Below are 16,727 nucleotides of genomic sequence, written 5' to 3' on the forward strand. Positions count from 1 at the left end.
CGACCTTCTTGATGACTGATTCAGAACAAAGCAAATTGATTATATCGGGCGCTGCACCAGTCAACGCTCAACTGGAAGACCTCCTGGAGGAGGGCGCTAGTAGTACAGAGATGGAATTGAGGCGGGTCACGGTTCCCGTCGAGAGTCATGGCGTTCGCCTGGATCGGGCTTTGGCGGGCGCTGTGCCCGAGTTCTCGCGCAGTTATCTACAGCAATTGATCGAGGCTGGGGTGGTGACGCTCAATGGACGGGTGGTCAGTAAAACATCGACCAAGGTCAAAGCCGGGGACGATCTAGGCATTGAGTTGCGCCCTACGCCACAAAGCCAGGCCTTCAAGCCCGAGGTCATGGCGCTGGATATCGTGTTCGAAGATCCATTTCTCCTCGTGATCAACAAGCCGGCAGGGCTGGTCGTGCATCCTGCGCCTGGCAACTGGAGCGGCACCTTGCTCAACGGCTTGCTGGCCCGTGATCCGCAAGCATCTTTTTTGCCACGCGCCGGCATTGTCCATCGCCTGGACAAAGACACCAGCGGTTTGATGGTGGTGGCGCGGCAGCGGCAAACCATGGATCAATTGGTAGCCATGATTGCTGCGCGGAGCGTTAGCCGGGAGTACATCGCGCTGGCACATGGCGCATGGCAGGGAGCGAGGACCCGTCAGGTCGAAGCGGCGATTGGCCGGGATCCCCGCAACCGGCTGCGTATGGCGGTGGTTGATCTTGAGAAGAATTCCGGCAAAGTGGCATCGACGGTGGTGTCGCTGCTGCAGAGCGCCGAACGACATTGCCTGGTGAAGTGCAAGCTGCACACTGGTCGGACTCATCAAATTCGGGTCCATATGGCCTCCCTGGGTCATCCCTTGGTGTCTGATGAGTTGTATGGCGGCGGGCGGGCCGGTGGTCTGGAGCGCCAGGCGCTGCACGCTTGCCGGCTGGCGTTTGAGCATCCAGTCACCGGGGCCATGATGGAGTTCAAGTCCTTGCCCCCCGATGATTTGCAGGCTGCCATTGTGGGTTTCGGCCTGAGATACAATCAAATCGAGTAGTTTTTCGCTACCCGCAGCATGGCGCTCCTGATCGGGAGATTGCGCATGGATGCAATGCGCTGAAAAATCAGTGCTTCCCCTCCGCTTTTTTCTCGCCTTTTTTCGGAACGACCTATCATGAATACGACGGATGCCAAGCGCGTCCTCGAAACAGCACTTATTTGCGCGCAGCAGCCGCTGCCTTTGCGTGAAATGAGTGTCTTGTTTAACGGGGTACTCAGCGCCGACAGTCTTAAGTTGGTGCTCGAAGCCTTGCAAGACGATTGGGCTGGTCGTGGCGTGGAGCTAGTGCATGTGGCAACGGGTTGGCGCTTTCAAAGCCGGCCGCAGATGCGCGAATACCTGGATCGGCTTCATCCCGAAAAACCACCCCGTTATAGCCGGGCTACCCTGGAAACCCTTGCCATCATTGCTTATCGCCAACCCGTGACGCGGGGCGACATGGAAGACATTCGCGGCGTTACCATCAATAGCTTGCTGCTGAAACAGCTTGAAGATCGCGGTTGGGTTGAGGTCATTGGTCACCGGGAAACCGTAGGTCGGCCCGCACTCTATGCAACAACCCGGCAGTTCCTTGATGATCTGGGGGTTGAGTCCCTTGATCAATTGCCCGTGATGGGCAACGCGCAAGGCGATGCAGCCATGCTGGACCAAATAGATTTGGCCATTGGCGATTCGATGCTTGCGGCCTCGGAGGAGGTCTCCGATGATGAGTTTGCCAAGTCGAAAGTAAAGCCGGAAACTCAGGAAAACTTGGAATCAAAGGCCGGCCCCGATCCTGAATCGGCGCCTCATGATTCGGGCGTTAGCCAGCCATCCACATGAATGTAAAAGTATGAACCCACAAGACCCCCCTGTTTTTGATGCCGCCGCTTTGCCAGAAAATGAGCCAAATAAGGCTTCGGCGCAAGAGCAGCCTGTGCAGAGCGCTCCTGATTTAGGAGTAAATTCCGGGGTGGAGCGCGCCGCCCAGCCACACGCAGAAGTCAAGCGACGCGCTCCAGCGCCGGCGCCAAACACCATCCGCTTTGAAGATGTGGTTACGGGGCAGTTTGATGCCGATGAAGACGACGTTGCGCTGGAGTTGCCCAAGCGCGTGCTGACGCCGCAGCCTGAAACCCCCAAGCTGCACAAGGTGCTGGCACAGGCCGGGCTGGGTTCCCGACTGGAAATGGAGCAGCTGATTCTTGAGGGTCGTATTTCGGTCAATGCCGAGCCAGCCCACATCGGGCAGCGCATCCAGTTTGGCGACAGCATCAAGATCAATGGCAAGCCAATTAGGGTGCGCATTGATCCGCCACCACCGCGCGTGATTGCTTATCATAAGCCAGCCGGGGAGGTCGTGACGCACGATGACCCGCAAAATCGACCTACCGTGTTCAGGCGTTTACCCAAGATCTTTCAGGGCAAATGGCAGTCTGTCGGTCGTCTTGACTTGAATACCGAAGGTTTGCTGCTGTTGACCAACTCTGGTGAGTTGGCCAACAGGTTGATGCACCCGCGCTTCGGGCTGGAGCGAGAGTACGCGGTGCGGGTATTGGGCGCGCTGAGCAATGAGGAAAAAAAGCGTCTGCTTGAGGGCGTGACTCTTGACGATGGCGTGGCGCAATTTGGCTCCATCGAGGCGGGGGGCGGCGAGGGCGTCAACTGCTGGTACCGGGTTACTATTTCCGAGGGGCGCAATCGCGAGGTCAGGCGCATGTTCGAAGCTGTGGGGCATGCCGTAAGCCGTCTTATTCGCATCCGCTATGGCGCGGTGGTGTTGCCACGTGGACTCAAGCGAGGCGCGTTTGTCGAGCTGGATGAGCAGGATATTTGGGCCTTGACCAATGCGGTCAGCCGCTCTGAATCCCGTGTTGATTCACGGGGCGAGTCTGCGAATCCGGAACAAGCAACCGGCGAAGAGGCGCAACAGCAGCGTGCTCCCCGTAGAAATGACCGACCCCGTGGTGCTGCTGGAAACCCCGGTGCAAGAGGTCGTAGCCAGGGCGGCAATGCGGGTGGGCGTTTTGGCCCACCTGGCGCGGGTGGAGCGCAAGGGCAAAAGCGGCGCCCTGATCGTGGTCCCCGTAGCGACAAGTCGAGCGGTGCGGCGCAGCCCGACCCCATGAAAACCTCATTTGGCTACATTGGCGCCGATACCTTCACACGGCAGCGACAGGACCAGGGTCAGCGCCGCGGTGGTGGCGGTGGTAGCACGGGTGGTTTTGGTGGCAACAGTGGCGGTCCACGCCGTAGCGGTGGCAGCGCGGGTGGAGGTCGTAGTGGCGGCAACCGTGGCGGTGGGAATCGCGGTGGCAACCGCTAATCTTCTCAGTAGTACTGCAATTCGCGGGGTTGCTCTGAGATTGAGGTCTCACAGGTTAAAATCATCGGCTTTATTCAATTTTTGAATAATTTAAAAATCCAAAAAATTTAAGCTTTAAGGAATATTCATGGCAATCGAACGCACCCTCTCTATCATCAAGCCCGACGCAGTTGCGAAAAACGTGATTGGTCAAATCTATGCACGTTTTGAAGCCGCCGGCCTGAAGGTTGTTGCCGCCAAGATGGTTCATTTGTCGCAAGGCGAGGCAGAGGCTTTTTACGCTGTGCACAAAGAGCGTCCTTTCTTCAAGGATCTGGTTTCCTTCATGATTTCCGGTCCGGTGATGATCCAGGCGCTGGAAGGCGAAGGCGCCGTGCTGAAAAACCGTGACCTGATGGGCGCAACCGATCCAAAGAAGGCTGATGCCGGCACCATTCGCGCCGATTTCGCTGACAGCATCGATGCCAATGCCGTGCATGGCTCCGACGCCGCTGAAACCGCCAAAGAAGAAATCGCTTTCTTCTTTGCTGGCCTGAACGTTTACGGACGTTAATTATGTTCGCCCCCATGCTTTGCTGCCCAGTTTCCGGGTCGTCGCTTGCGTGGGGCGACTTTAAGCATCGCACGCCTCAATGACGAACAATCTTCTTGATTACGATCTGGAGGGTTTGACCGCCTTTTGCGAACAGCTAGGCGAAAAGCGCTTCCGCGCCACCCAACTGTTTCGCTGGATTCATCAAAAAGGGGCTGCAGATTTTGAACAGATGACTGATCTGGCAAAGTCTTTGCGCGAAAAGCTTGCTGGCTCCGCCCATGTGCAGGGGCCAACCGTCGTATCGCGTCATGAGTCGACTGACGGCACCATCAAATGGCTGTTTGATGTGGGCGCTGGCGATGTCATCGAGACCGTATTTATTCCTGAAGCGGATCGTGGAACCTTGTGTATTTCTTCCCAGGCCGGATGCGCCGTGGGTTGCCGGTTTTGTTCGACCGGGCATCAGGGTTTCAGCCGCAACCTGACTACAGGGGAAATTATTTCCCAGCTGTGGTTTGCCGAACATTTTCTACGCCAGCATCTGGGGCGCGACGAACGTGTCATCTCCAACGTCGTCATGATGGGCATGGGCGAGCCCCTGCAGAATTATTCTCAACTGGTGCCGGCGCTAAAGGTCATGCTTGATGATCATGGTTATGGCTTGTCCCGTCGTCGGGTGACGGTGTCAACCTCGGGTGTTGTACCGATGATTGACCGTCTGGCCAAGGATTGCCCGGTAGCGCTTGCTGTTTCGCTGCACGCACCGCAAGACACGCTGCGCGACAACCTGGTTCCGTTGAACAAGAAATATCCTATCGCCGAGCTGCTGCAAGCCTGTGCGCGGTACCAGACGGCAGCGCCGCGCGACTTTATTACCTTTGAATATTGCATGCTTGACGGCGTCAATGACCAGCCTGAGCATGCGGCTCAGCTGGTGGCATTGATGAAAACCCATGCCATCAACGGCTTGTCCTGCAAATTCAATCTGATTCCTTTCAATCCATTTCCCGCTTCGGGTTTGACGCGCTCCGATATGTCGCAAGTGATGGTGTTCGCCAAAATCCTGATGGATGCGGGCATCGTGACAACCGTGCGGAAAACCCGTGGTGACGACATTGACGCGGCCTGCGGGCAGTTGGCGGGCGACGTGCAGGATAGAACCGGCGTGGATCAGCGCATGGCTGCACAACGGCAAGGTATGTTGGGTGGCATCAAGGTGGTGGTCAAAGTATGAGTATTGCTTCTAGGGTGGTCTGGCTGTCGGCCTGCTGGGCTGCTGTATTACTCGCGGGGTGTGCTCAACGCCCGGGTGTTTCGGGTGAACCCGGCATCCGAAGTGACCTCGTCACCGAGTCCGATGAGTCCGACCAGCGCCGTCGTGCGCGGCTGCGAATGGAGCTCGCGAGCGGCTATCTTGAACAAGGGCAGACCAAGGTTGCGCTTGATGAAATCAAGCAGTCGCTGGCTACAGATCCCACTTATGGGGAAGCGTACAACCTGCGCGGCCTGATTTACATGCGGCTCAATGACCTTCCGCTGGCCGAAGACAGTTTTCGCCGTGCGCTGGCCTTGAATTCTGCGGATGCCAACGTGGCGCACAACTATGGCTGGCTGCTGTGCCAGCAGGCTCGCTATAGCGACTCGTTCCGTTTGTTTGCGCAGGCTGCTGCCAACCCCACTTACACGGGCAAGGCTAAAACCTTGATGACACAAGGCGTGTGTCAGGTTCGTGCCGGTCAGCGTGCCGAGGCGGAGCAAAGCCTGATGCATTCCTATGAGCTTGATGCGGGCAATCCGGTCACGGCTTACAACCTGGCAAATCTGCTCTATGCCCGCGGTGATTTGACGCGCGCGCAGTTTTATGTCCGCCGCTTGAATAATAGTGAATTGGCCAATGCTGAAACCCTTTGGCTGGGTATCAAGACTGAGAACAAGCTGAATAATCGGGAGGCTGTGCAGCAGTTGGCCGAACAGCTGAAAAAACGTTTTGCCCAGTCTGCAGAAGCTGCGGCCTATGAAAAAGGTTTGTTTAATGAGTGAGGGAAACTTCATGCAGGCAGGGCACTTTGGTGCAGATCCAGCTGCCGGAGTCAATGTTGACCACGATGTAACTCCGGGACCGACGGCTGGTGACTTGCTTCGCCAGGCGCGCGAGGCTGAGGGCCTGCACATTGCGGCGTTGGCCGCAGCGCTCAAGGTTCCCGTCAAGAAACTCGAAGCGCTTGAGCAGGGTCAGTTTGACCTTTTGCCTGATGCTGTTTTTGCGCGTGCACTGGCCTCCAGTGTGTGCCGCATACTCAAACTTGATCCGGCGCCAGTGCTGGATCGACTGCCTTCGGTCGAGTCTTCCAAATTGGTTACTCAAAACAGAGGCATCAATGCGCCATTTCGCTCGCGCGGCGATGCTCAGGGCTTGTCTGCGTGGGCGCAGTTCTCCCGACCCGTTGTGCTCGCCGGCTTGGTTCTTTTGCTGGCCGCGCTGGTGTTGATTCTTTTGCCGCGCATCAAGCCGGGAACGTTATCGGGTGAAGCAGCTGCCGAAGTCGTGACTGCCCAGACTGACTTGTCCCCATCACCACCCATGGCGGAGGCTGGCGTTTTGCCGATCCAAGCAGAGCAAGCGCAGGACAGTTCGACAGCAGTTGCGGGAGGTGATGTTGTGACCGTGCCAGCCACTTCCCCGGCCTCTGCTATCGTGCAAACACCGGTATCGTTGGCGCTGCCCGTTGCACCCTTGGTAGCGTCGGTTGTGCCAGTGAATGGCGCAGCGACTGCCGTCAATCCGTCTGAGCGCGTTACCCCCGATGGCATTGTTGCTTTTCACGCCAAGGGTGAATCCTGGGTCAAGGTGACGGATGCTAAAGGGCTTGTGGTACTGAATCGTACCCTTGGCGCTGGTGAGCAAGTGAGCGTTTCTGGTGCTTTACCGTTGACCGCCGTGGTTGGGCGGGCCGATGCCACGCAGGTCCAGGTGCGCGGAGTGGCCTTTGATCTGGCCGCATTTGCAAAAAATAACGTTGCCCGATTTGAGGTGAAATAGTGCAGCCCTGCCTCCCCATTGAATCGGCTTTTCCGAAAGCCCGGCGCTCCACCCAGACGCAGGTCGTTTGGGGTTCTCGTGTGCTCACTGTTGGTGGGGATGCGCCGGTTCGCGTCCAGTCAATGACCAACACCGATACCGTGGATGTCATAGGCACGGCCATTCAAGTCAAGGAATTGGCTTTGGCCGGTTCCGAGATGGTCCGCATCACGGTCAATACACCCGAAGCGGCAGCAGCCGTGCCACACGTGCGTGAGCAACTCGACCGCATGGGTATCGATGTGCCGCTGATAGGCGACTTTCATTACAACGGCCATCGCTTGCTGACGGACTATCCGGCCTGCGCCGAGGCGCTGTCCAAATACCGTATCAACCCCGGCAATGTGGGCAAGGGCGACAAGCGCGATAAGCAGTTTGGCCAGATGATTGAAGCGGCGATGCGCTGGGACAAGGTCGTGCGTATTGGCGTGAACTGGGGCAGCCTGGACCAGGAATTGCTGGCCAGCCTGATGGACGAGAACAGCGCACGTGCCACACCCTGGGATGCCAAACAGGTCATGTATGAGGCGCTGATTACCTCGGCGGTCGAGTCGGCCAGGCGTGCCGAGGCCATGGGCATGCGCCGCAACCAGATCATTCTGTCCTGCAAGGTTAGCGGCGTTCAGGATTTGATCTCGGTCTACCGTGAGCTGGCCAAGCGCAGCGATTACGCCCTGCATTTGGGCCTGACCGAGGCCGGCATGGGTACCAAGGGCACAGTGGCGTCAAGCGCGGCTCTGTCGATCTTGCTGCAGGAGGGCATAGGCGACACCATCCGCGTCTCCCTGACGCCCCAGCCCGGCGAGGCACGTACCCAGGAGGTGGTGATCGCCTCCGAAATCATCCAGGCGCTGGGACTGCGCAATTTCGTGCCCAGCGTCACGGCCTGCCCCGGTTGCGGTCGTACGACCAGCACTACCTTCCAGGAGCTGGCCAAGCAGATCGATGACTTTCTGCGTGCCCAGATGCCAGTCTGGCGCGAGCGTTACCCAGGCGTCGAAGGCCTGAAGGTCGCCGTGATGGGATGCATCGTCAATGGCCCGGGCGAAAGCAAGCATGCCGATATCGGCATCAGCCTGCCCGGCTCTGGCGAAGCGCCGGCCGCGCCGGTATTTATTGATGGCGAGAAAAAACTGACGCTGCGTGGCGAGCACATTGCGCAGGAGTTCCAGGTCATCGTTGAAAACTACATTGAAAAGCGTTTCGGTACGGTAGCCGTCGCCGAAAACGCCTGAAACCCATGCTTGAAAAAATGACTGCCGGCCGGGCGGAGAAATCGCCTTTGCAAAAAATAGAAAAACTCACTGCCGTTAAAGGCATGAACGACATCCTGCCGCCGGATTCGGCGCGTTGGGAGTGGCTGGAAGACAAGGTGCGCTTCCTGATGGGGCGCTATGCCTACCGTAACATCCGCACGCCGATTCTGGAGCACACGCAGCTGTTTGTGCGCGGTATTGGCGAGGTGACCGACATCGTTGAAAAGGAAATGTATTCCTTCGAAGACCGCTCGGATAAATATGGCGACCACGACCACCTGACCATGCGGCCGGAAAACACCGCCAGCGTGGTGCGCGCGGTGACCGAGCACAACCTGCTTTACGAAGGCGGCAAGCGCCTGTATTACATGGGCCCCATGTTCCGCCGCGAACGGCCGCAGCGTGGCCGCTACCGTCAGTTTCACCAGATTGGTGCAGAAGCCCTGGGCTTTGCCGGTCCGGAAGTGGACGCCGAGCTGATTTTGCTCGCCGCAGCGCTCTGGAAAGAGCTGGGCTTGAGCGATTGGCGTCTGGAAATCAACAGCCTGGGCCAGCCCGAGGAGCGTGCCCAGCACCGCGCCCAGCTGATCGCCCATTTCGAGCAGCATGCAGAGGCGCTTGATGAAGAGGCCAAGCGGCGCCTCCACAGCAATCCTTTGCGTATTCTGGATACCAAGAATCCAGCCATGAAGGCTGTGGTTGAAAGCGCGCCCCGATTGATCGACTTTCTGGGCCCGCAGTCGCTGGCTCACTTTGATGGCCTGAAGGCCATACTCGACGCCAATGGCATTCCCTGGACGCTCAACCACCGCCTGGTGCGCGGGCTGGACTACTACAACCTCACGGTGTTCGAGTTTGTGACCGACCGGCTGGGCGCGCAGGGCACCATCTGCGCCGGTGGCCGCTATGACTACCTGATCGAACAGATGGGTGGCAAGGCCGCACCGGCCGTGGGCTGGGCCCTGGGCGTGGAGCGGGTGCTGGAACTGATCAAGGAGCAGGGCACGGAGATCGCGCTGCCGGTGCCTGATGCCTACGCGGTGATTCCTGAGGTTTCGGCGCTGCCCGTGGTGCTGCAAACGCTGCAGGCCTTGCGCGCCGCCGGCGTCAGCGTCCAGATGCATGCCGGCGCCAGCGCCGACAGCATGGGTAGCATGAAGTCGCAGTTCAAGCGGGCTGATGGCAGTGGTGCCAGATTTGCGCTGATTTTTGGTGCCACCGAGCTGGCCCAGGGCTGTGTGGCGGTGAAGCCCCTGCGCGGCGAAAAAACCGAGACCGCCCAGACGCTGCGAGCGCTGAACGAGGCGGCCGCGTGGGCCCATCTACTGCGCGAGCAAGCCCCGATTTAACAGTCTGTTTCAGGCCTCTACAATCACACCAACTCAATCCTCCCCGTGACGGGGTAGCACCAGCAGATACTTATGGCAAAACACCTCGATTTGGAAGAACAGGAACAACTTGACGAGCTCAAGCATTTCTGGAAGCAGTACGGTAATGCGATTACTTGGGCGCTGATCGTCGTTTTAGGGGCTTTTGCGGCTTGGAACGGCTACCACTACTGGCAGCGTAACCAGGCGTCACAGGCCTCGGTCATGTATGACGAGATAGAGCGCGCTGTGCAGTCTGGCGATACGGCCAGGATAGACCGCTCGCTGGCCGACATGAAGGATCGTTTCGGCAGCACCACTTATGCGCAGCAAGCGGGTCTGCTGGCCGCCAAGGCTTATTACGACAAGGGCAACGTGGATGCCTCCCGTGCCGCCTTGAACTGGGTCGCCGACAAGTCTTCCGACGAAGGCTATCAGGCCATCGCCAAATTACGCCTGGCCGGGCTGCTGCTGGAAAAGAAAGCCTATGACGAAGCCCTGCAACAGTTGGCTGGGCCTTTCCCGAAAGACTTTGTGGCCTTGGCCGAGGATCGCCGCGGTGACGTTCTGATGGCCCAGGGCAAAAAGGCCGAAGCCAAGGCCGAGTACGAAAAGGCCTACAAAGGCCTGGACGAGCGCGCCGAGTACCGCCGGCTGGTGGAGGTCAAGCTCAACGCACTGGGCGTTGACCCCAGTCCTGTGCCTGTCAAGACGGCTGACGCCGCCAACGCTGGAGTCAATAAATGATTCTTAAGCCTTTTAGGCCTCTAGCGTATGCTGCTCGTGTGCCACTAGCTATTTTTTTGGTAGCAATGCTGGCGGGCTGCTTTGGCGGCTCGAACAAACCCCAGCCGGCCGAACTGCAACCCCTGGCCGCCCTGGTGTCGGCGCGTCAAAGCTGGAGCAGCCGCATTGGCCAGGTGAACTTTCCGCTGGACGTGAACGTGTCCGGCAACAGCGTGGCCGTTGCCAGCGGCGACGGCACCGTGGCCTTGCTGGATGCTCAAACCGGTCGCGACCTCTGGCGCCTGGATCTCAAGACGCCTATTGCCGCCGGTGTCGGCGGCGATGGCAAGGTGCTGGCCGTGGTGACCAAGGCCAATGAAGTCGTGGCGATGCAGGATGGCCGTGAACTCTGGCGCCAAAAGCTCAAGGCCCAGGCCTTCACCGCGCCGTTTGTGGCCGGTGCCCGGGTCTTTGTGTTGGCCGCAGATCGCTCGGTCAATGCCTTTGATGGCCAGACCGGTCGCAAGCTGTGGACGCAGCAGCGCCCCAGCGAACCCCTGGTGTTGCGCCAGTCCGGCGTGATGCTGGCAGTCGGCGATACCTTAGTCGTGGGCTTGGCCGGTCGCCTTGCTGGCCTCAACCCATCGAATGGCAGCATTCAATGGGAGGCGCCGATTGCCTCGCCGCGAGGCATCAACGATGTAGAGCGTCTGGTGGATCTGGTTGGCCGCGTTAGCCGGGTCGGCAACAACGTTTGCGTGCGAGCTTTCCAGGCCAGCGTTGGCTGTGTCGATGCTGCGCGTGGCAGCCTGCTCTGGTCCAAGCCAGCCCAAGGCGTGCAAGGTATTAGCGGCGACGATCGCCTGCTGTTTGGCACCGAAGCCGATGGCACGGTTGTCGCCTGGCGGCGTAGCGACGGCGAACGCGCCTGGTCAAGCGACAAGCTGCGTTATCGCAGCCTGAGCGCGCCGCTGGTTGCCGGTCAGTCCGTCGTGATTGGCGACGCCACCGGTTTTGTTCACCTCCTGTCGCGCGAGGACGGCTCCCTGCTCAACCGTCTGTCCACCGACGGTTCCGCGATTGCCGCAGCCCCCGTGCTTGCCGGCAATACTCTTGTTGCGCTCACCCATAATGGCGGCGTTTACGGCTTCAAGCCCGAATAAACGCAGCCCTGTCAGAAACTGATTCATGAAACCTGTCATTGCGTTAGTCGGCCGCCCGAATGTGGGCAAGTCGACCATTTTTAACCGGCTGACCAAGACGCGGGATGCGATCGTGGCCGATTTCGCCGGTCTCACGCGTGACCGCCATTACGGCAACGGCAGCCTGGGCCAGCACGAGTACATCGTCATCGATACCGGTGGTTTCGAGCCCGATGCCACGGCTGGCATTTACAAGGAAATGGCCAAGCAGACCCGGCAAGCCGTGGCTGAAGCGGATGTGGTGATTTTTGTCGTCGATGCCAGGGCTGGCATCAGCGCGCAAGACCACGACATCGCCAAATATTTGCGCAAGCTGGGCAAGCCCACCGTGCTGACGGCCAACAAGGCCGAGGGCATGACCGAGGGTGTTCAGTTCTCGGAGTTTTTCGAGCTCGGCCTGGGCGAAGTGCTGCCGGTTGCGGCCGCCCACGGCCAGGGCATGCGCACGCTGGTGGACATGGCCTTGGCGCCACTCAATCTGCCCGATCCCGATGAAGAGGTCGAACCGCAAGATCCGACCATCATCAAGCTGGCGGTGGCGGGCCGCCCCAACGTCGGCAAGTCGACCTTGATCAATACTTGGCTGGGCGAGGAGCGCCTGGTGGCGTTTGACATGCCCGGGACTACCCGTGACGCGATTTCCGTGCCGTTTGAAAAGGGCGGGCAAAAATTCGAGCTGATAGATACGGCAGGACTGCGCCGCAAAGGCAAGGTTTTCGAGGCGATTGAAAAGTTCTCCGTGGTGAAAACCTTGCAAGCCATTGAGAATGCCAATGTCGTTTTGCTGCTGCTTGACGCCACGCAGGGCGTGACCGATCAGGATGCGCATATCGCCGGCTACATTCTTGAAAGCGGCCGCGCTGTGGTGCTGGCCGTGAATAAATGGGATGCTGTCGACTCCTATCAGCGCGAGCTGCTTGAGCGCTCGATTGAAACTCGTCTGGGTTTTCTGAAGTTCGCGGCCATCCACCATATCTCTGCCATCAAGCGCCAGGGTTTGGGGCCGGTCTGGAAGTCGATCGCTCAGGCTCACGCCTCGGCCAATCGCAAGATGTCCACCCCGGTGCTGACGCGCCTCTTGCTCGAAGCCGTGCAATTTCAGCAACCGCAGCGTTCCGGCGTGTTCCGCCCCAAGCTGCGTTATGCGCACCAGGGTGGCATGAATCCGCCCATCATCGTCATCCACGGCAATTCCCTGGAGCATGTCACCGAGGCCTACAAGCGCTATCTGGAAGGGCGCTTTCGCAAGGAATTCGATCTGGTCGGCACGCCTATGCGAATTCAGCTGAAAACCTCGCACAACCCCTTCTCAGGCAAGGACTCAACCTAAAGCGAGCTACGCGCGGACAGCGCTGTGGTAAGGTCAAGGTCTATTAACTTTGAACACGGAAAATATCGTGAGCAACAACAAAAGCCAGCTATTGCAGGATCCATTTCTCAACACCTTGCGTCGCGAGCATGTGCCTGTTTCGATTTATCTCGTCAACGGGATTAAGTTGCAGGGTCAGATCGAATCCTTCGATCAATACGTGGTGCTGCTTCGCAATACGGTGACCCAAATGGTCTACAAGCATGCGATTTCCACCATTGTTCCTGGCCGCGCGGTGAGCTTTTCAACTGGCGACGCTGAAGAAGCTCCCACCAGCTGAGTTCATACAACGCCACGGTGAAAACACAAGCTCTCGCCCTTCTTGTAGGGGTCGACCTGGGCCTTCCCAATTTTGACGGTGATTTGCAGGAACTCGGTTTGCTCGCGCAAACGGCGGGCTTACAGCCGGTCGGGCGCGTTATCTGCAAGCGCAAGGCACCTGATGCGGCACTCTTTATTGGTTCGGGTAAAGCCGACGAGATCAAGATGCTCGCACTGGACAGCGGAGCCACCGAGATTTTGTTTGACCAGTCGCTCAGCCCGGCCCAGCAGCGCAATCTGGAGCGGCATCTGGAAATGCCGGTCAATGACAGAACTCTGCTGATTCTGGAAATTTTTGCCCAGCGTGCCCGCAGTCATGAAGGCAAGCTGCAGGTTGAGCTGGCGCGGCTGCAGTACGTATCTACGCGGCTGGTGCGGCGCTGGTCTCACCTTGAGCGTCAAACCGGTGGTGCTGGTTTGCGCGGCGGCCCTGGCGAGAAACAGATTGAACTCGACAAGCGCATGATTGGCGACGCCATCAAGCGCACCAAAGAGCGTCTGATCAAGGTCAAGAAGCAGCGAAAAACGCAGCGCAAGCAAAGAGAGCGGCGCAACTCCTTTACGATTTCACTGGTCGGCTATACCAACGCCGGCAAGTCCACGCTCTTTAATGCTCTGGTCAAGGCCGACGCTTATGTTGCCGACCAGCTTTTTGCGACACTGGATACCACCACGCGCCAGCTTTATCTTGGTGAGGTAGATCGATCGGTATCGTTGTCCGATACCGTCGGCTTTATTCGGGACTTGCCGCACGGGCTGATTGATGCATTTGCCGCCACCTTGCAGGAGGCTGTCGACGCAGACCTGCTGCTGCACGTGGTGGATGGTGCCAATCCCGACTACCTTGAGCAGATTGAGCAGGTACAGCGCGTGTTGTCCGAAATTGGTGCAGCTGATGTGCCGCAGATACTCGTTTTCAATAAGCTTGATGCTATTGAAAAGGGAGGCTTGCCCCCGCAGCTTCAAGACATGTTCGAACTCAGAGACGCCTTTGAGGGTGCGGGCCGCAGTGTAGAAAGAGTATTTGTCAGCGCACAAACAGGGGAGGGCCTGCCTTTGCTGCGCGAGTTGCTGGCCCGTCAGGCCGCCAGTGTTCCGCCAGACGAAATCCCCCAATCCGCCTAAGCTCTTGCCCGATTTGGCAAATTCATTAGGCACAATGTTGCTGTAACAAAAAAAGTGAGTTTCATCCCATGAATCTGAATCCCGTGCTGCAGACGCTGACGACCTTTCCGGGTCGACTCAAGCAACGCGCCCAAGGCATGTTCAACCTCAATGACCCGCGTTGGGGCCGGGACGAAGACAAGTCATCCCCTGATGAGGCCAAGCCAGAGTCCCCACGAGACGACAGGCAAGCCCCCAAGCCGGGCGGTAATCGTCCGCAGGGCCAGGGCCCCAATCAAGGCCCGCCAGATCTTGATGAGCTCTGGCGCGATTTCAATCGCAAGCTGGGCGGATTGTTCGGCGGCGGAAAAAATAATGCCGATCAAGGTCGCAACCAGGGTTTTGGTGGCGGCGGTGGCAATGGCAGCTTTCAGCCCGACATGAAGAATGCCGGTATTGGCGTGGGCCTGATTGCCGGCGTGGCCGTGCTGATCTGGCTGGGCACCGGCTTTTTCATTGTGCAAGAGGGTCAACAGGCTGTCATTACCCAATTTGGGAAATACCAGTCGACGGTGGGCGCGGGTTTTAACTGGCGCTTGCCTTACCCCATTCAGCGCCACGAAATTGTCGTGGTGACCCAGATCCGGTCGGTTGATGTGGGCCGCGATGTCATCATCAAAGCCACCGGGTTGCGTGATTCGGCCATGCTGACGGAAGACGAAAACATCGTTGAAATCAAGTTTGCCGTTCAGTACCGCCTGAGCGATGCCCGCGCCTATCTGTTTGAAAGCAAAGATCCCGCCAGTGCTGTGGTTCAGGCTGCTGAAACAGCGGTGCGCGAAGTGGTTGGCAAAATGAAGATGGATTCAGCCCTGGCTGAGGAGCGCGACCAGATCGGGCCACGTGTGCGGGCTTTGATGCAAACCATTTTGGATCGCTATAAGGTTGGCGTTGAAGTCGTGGGCATCAATCTCCAGCAAAGCGGTGTTCGTCCGCCCGAGCAAGTGCAGGCGGCGTTTGATGATGTGCTCAAGGCCGGACAGGAACGCGAACGCTCCAAGAACGAAGCCCAGGCTTACGCCAACGACGTGATTCCCCGGGCCGTGGGTTCTGCCTCGCGCTTGAAGGAAGAGTCGGAGGCCTACAAGGCTCGCATCGTGGCTCAGGCCCAGGGTGATTCGCAGCGCTTCCGCTCGGTGCTGGCTGAATACCAAAAGGCCCCGCAGGTCACGCGTGACCGCATGTACACGGACACCATGCAGCAGGTTTACAGCAATGTCACCAAGGTGATGGTGGAGTCGCGCCAGGGTTCCAACCTGCTGTATCTGCCACTGGACAAAATCATGCAGATGAGCGTACCTGGCGCTGCCGCAGTTGATGGTGCTTCCGGTGCTGGCTCCACGCCTCCCGCGACGCAGTCCTCTTCGCCTGCCAGCAGCTTGCCGCTGGATGCCCGTGCGCGCGAAAGCTCCCGCACTCGTGACCGTGAAACCCGCTAAGGAAGAAAAAAGTGAATAGAGTCGGATTTATCGTTTCTTCCTTGTTGGTGGCCTTGGCGCTGCTCAGTTCCACGCTGTTCGTGGTGGATCAGCGCCAGTTTGGCGTGGTGTACGCCCTTGGTCAGATCAAGAATGTGATCACCGAGCCGGGCTTGCACATGAAACTGCCGCCGCCGTTTCAGAACGTTTCCTACCTCGACAAGCGCCTGCTGGTGTTGGATAGTGCGGACGCCGAGCCCATGTTGACGGCGGAGAAGCAGCGCGTCGTGATCGACTGGTATGTGCGTTGGCGCATCACGCAACCCACCGAATACATTCGCGTTGTTGGGCTGGACGAGAGGGCCGGTGCCAATCAGCTCAACCGGGTGGTTCGCAACGCCTTCCAGGAAGAGATCAACAAGCGCACCGTCAAGGACTTGCTGTCGCTCAAGCGCGAAGACCTGATGGCCGATGTCAAGCGCGAGGTGCTGCAGGTGGTGCAGGGCGCCAAGCCGTGGGGCGTGGATGTGGTTGACGTTCGCATCACGCGCGTCGACTATGTGGAAGCCATTACCGATTCGGTTTACAAGCGCATGGTGGCAGAGCGTCAGCGTGTGGCCAACGAGTTGCGCTCTACCGGTGCCGCCGAAGGCGAGAAAATTCGCGCCGATGCCGACAGGCAGCGCGAAGTCACCATCGCCAATGCCTACCGTGAGGCTCAGAAGGTCAAGGGCGAGGGCGATGCCGAGGCCGCCCGCACCTTTGCCGAGTCGTTTGGACGCGATCCCCAGTTTGCCCAGTTCTATCGCAGCCTGGACGCTTACAAAGCCAGCTTCAGCAAGAAAAGCGACGTGATGGTACTCGACCCTTCATCCGACTTCTTCAAGGCGATGCGTGGTTCTGGCAGCACCGCTGCGCCAGTCAAAAAATAAGCGC

The 16,727-nt window shown here is 58.6% G+C and carries 16 protein-coding genes; all 16 read left to right on the forward strand.

Features of this window, described 5'->3' with window-relative positions; all coding sequences use genetic code 11:
• The first annotated feature begins 11 nt into the window (after positions 1-11).
• The 16 genes from BM160_RS14870 (at position 12) to hflC (ending at position 16,723) form a co-directional block, all read left to right on the forward strand.
• The gene (locus tag BM160_RS14870) at positions 12-1,046 is read left to right on the forward strand and encodes an RluA family pseudouridine synthase (protein ID WP_092006999.1); all 1,035 of its coding nucleotides are present in this window, start codon (positions 12-14) and stop codon (positions 1,044-1,046) included.
• Positions 1,047-1,163: 117 nt separating this feature from the next.
• Entirely contained in the window at positions 1,164-1,871 is a 708-nt protein-coding gene (gene scpB, locus BM160_RS14875) for an SMC-Scp complex subunit ScpB (RefSeq protein ID WP_255368920.1), read from the forward strand.
• Between the two features lie 10 nt (positions 1,872-1,881).
• Positions 1,882-3,354: a pseudouridine synthase gene (locus tag BM160_RS14880; protein WP_092006960.1), complete on the forward strand. Its 1,473-nt coding sequence runs from the start codon at positions 1,882-1,884 to the stop codon at positions 3,352-3,354.
• Between the two features lie 127 nt (positions 3,355-3,481).
• A complete protein-coding gene (gene ndk, locus BM160_RS14885) occupies positions 3,482-3,907 on the forward strand; it encodes a nucleoside-diphosphate kinase (RefSeq protein WP_092006961.1) in 426 nt (141 codons plus the stop codon).
• Positions 3,908-3,986: 79 nt separating this feature from the next.
• The gene (rlmN, locus tag BM160_RS14890) at positions 3,987-5,123 is read left to right on the forward strand and encodes a dual-specificity RNA methyltransferase RlmN (protein WP_092006962.1); all 1,137 of its coding nucleotides are present in this window, start codon (positions 3,987-3,989) and stop codon (positions 5,121-5,123) included.
• Entirely contained in the window at positions 5,120-5,929 is an 810-nt protein-coding gene (gene pilW, locus BM160_RS14895) for a type IV pilus biogenesis/stability protein PilW (RefSeq protein WP_092006963.1), read from the forward strand. Before rlmN ends, pilW begins: the two co-directional genes overlap by 4 nt.
• Positions 5,904-6,929, forward strand: a complete 1,026-nt coding sequence (locus BM160_RS14900; RefSeq protein ID WP_092006964.1) for a helix-turn-helix domain-containing protein — start codon at positions 5,904-5,906, stop codon at positions 6,927-6,929. The genes pilW and BM160_RS14900 overlap by 26 nt, the downstream gene beginning before the upstream one ends.
• The gene (gene ispG / locus BM160_RS14905) at positions 6,929-8,203 is read left to right on the forward strand and encodes a flavodoxin-dependent (E)-4-hydroxy-3-methylbut-2-enyl-diphosphate synthase (RefSeq protein ID WP_092006965.1); all 1,275 of its coding nucleotides are present in this window, start codon (positions 6,929-6,931) and stop codon (positions 8,201-8,203) included. The genes BM160_RS14900 and ispG overlap by 1 nt, the downstream gene beginning before the upstream one ends.
• A gap of 5 nt (positions 8,204-8,208) precedes the next feature.
• On the forward strand, positions 8,209-9,573 hold the full coding sequence (hisS, locus tag BM160_RS14910; protein WP_177219034.1) for a histidine--tRNA ligase: 1,365 nt from the start codon (positions 8,209-8,211) through the stop codon (positions 9,571-9,573).
• A gap of 72 nt (positions 9,574-9,645) precedes the next feature.
• Positions 9,646-10,338, forward strand: a complete 693-nt coding sequence (locus tag BM160_RS14915) for a YfgM family protein (protein ID WP_092006966.1) — start codon at positions 9,646-9,648, stop codon at positions 10,336-10,338.
• On the forward strand, positions 10,335-11,480 hold the full coding sequence (bamB, locus tag BM160_RS14920) for an outer membrane protein assembly factor BamB (protein WP_092006967.1): 1,146 nt from the start codon (positions 10,335-10,337) through the stop codon (positions 11,478-11,480). Before BM160_RS14915 ends, bamB begins: the two co-directional genes overlap by 4 nt.
• 25 nt (positions 11,481-11,505) lie before the next feature.
• A complete protein-coding gene (gene der, locus BM160_RS14925; protein ID WP_092006968.1) occupies positions 11,506-12,849 on the forward strand; it encodes a ribosome biogenesis GTPase Der in 1,344 nt (447 codons plus the stop codon).
• Positions 12,850-12,898: 49 nt separating this feature from the next.
• Positions 12,899-13,168, forward strand: a complete 270-nt coding sequence (hfq, locus tag BM160_RS14930; protein WP_092006969.1) for an RNA chaperone Hfq — start codon at positions 12,899-12,901, stop codon at positions 13,166-13,168.
• A gap of 17 nt (positions 13,169-13,185) precedes the next feature.
• Positions 13,186-14,334: a GTPase HflX gene (gene hflX / locus BM160_RS14935; RefSeq protein ID WP_092006970.1), complete on the forward strand. Its 1,149-nt coding sequence runs from the start codon at positions 13,186-13,188 to the stop codon at positions 14,332-14,334.
• 68 nt (positions 14,335-14,402) lie between these two features.
• Positions 14,403-15,812: an FtsH protease activity modulator HflK gene (hflK, locus tag BM160_RS14940; protein WP_092006971.1), complete on the forward strand. Its 1,410-nt coding sequence runs from the start codon at positions 14,403-14,405 to the stop codon at positions 15,810-15,812.
• Positions 15,813-15,823: 11 nt separating this feature from the next.
• The gene (gene hflC, locus BM160_RS14945) at positions 15,824-16,723 is read left to right on the forward strand and encodes a protease modulator HflC (protein WP_092006972.1); all 900 of its coding nucleotides are present in this window, start codon (positions 15,824-15,826) and stop codon (positions 16,721-16,723) included.
• Positions 16,724-16,727 lie beyond the last annotated feature (4 nt).

Origin of the sequence: Polaromonas sp. OV174, assembly GCF_900112285.1 — a bacterium.
Lineage (GTDB): Bacteria > Pseudomonadota > Gammaproteobacteria > Burkholderiales > Burkholderiaceae_C > Polaromonas.

Coding starts and splice junctions, on each gene's coding strand:
- BM160_RS14870 (WP_092006999.1), top strand. CDS start 12: ATGACTGATTCAGAACAAAGCAAATTGATTATATCGGGCGCTGCACCA.
- scpB (WP_255368920.1), top strand. CDS start 1,164: ATGAATACGACGGATGCCAAGCGCGTCCTCGAAACAGCACTTATTTGC.
- BM160_RS14880 (WP_092006960.1), top strand. CDS start 1,882: ATGAACCCACAAGACCCCCCTGTTTTTGATGCCGCCGCTTTGCCAGAA.
- ndk (WP_092006961.1), top strand. CDS start 3,482: ATGGCAATCGAACGCACCCTCTCTATCATCAAGCCCGACGCAGTTGCG.
- rlmN (WP_092006962.1), top strand. CDS start 3,987: ATGACGAACAATCTTCTTGATTACGATCTGGAGGGTTTGACCGCCTTT.
- pilW (WP_092006963.1), top strand. CDS start 5,120: ATGAGTATTGCTTCTAGGGTGGTCTGGCTGTCGGCCTGCTGGGCTGCT.
- BM160_RS14900 (WP_092006964.1), top strand. CDS start 5,904: ATGAAAAAGGTTTGTTTAATGAGTGAGGGAAACTTCATGCAGGCAGGG.
- hisS (WP_177219034.1), top strand. CDS start 8,209: ATGCTTGAAAAAATGACTGCCGGCCGGGCGGAGAAATCGCCTTTGCAA.
- BM160_RS14915 (WP_092006966.1), top strand. CDS start 9,646: ATGGCAAAACACCTCGATTTGGAAGAACAGGAACAACTTGACGAGCTC.
- bamB (WP_092006967.1), top strand. CDS start 10,335: ATGATTCTTAAGCCTTTTAGGCCTCTAGCGTATGCTGCTCGTGTGCCA.
- der (WP_092006968.1), top strand. CDS start 11,506: ATGAAACCTGTCATTGCGTTAGTCGGCCGCCCGAATGTGGGCAAGTCG.
- hflK (WP_092006971.1), top strand. CDS start 14,403: ATGAATCTGAATCCCGTGCTGCAGACGCTGACGACCTTTCCGGGTCGA.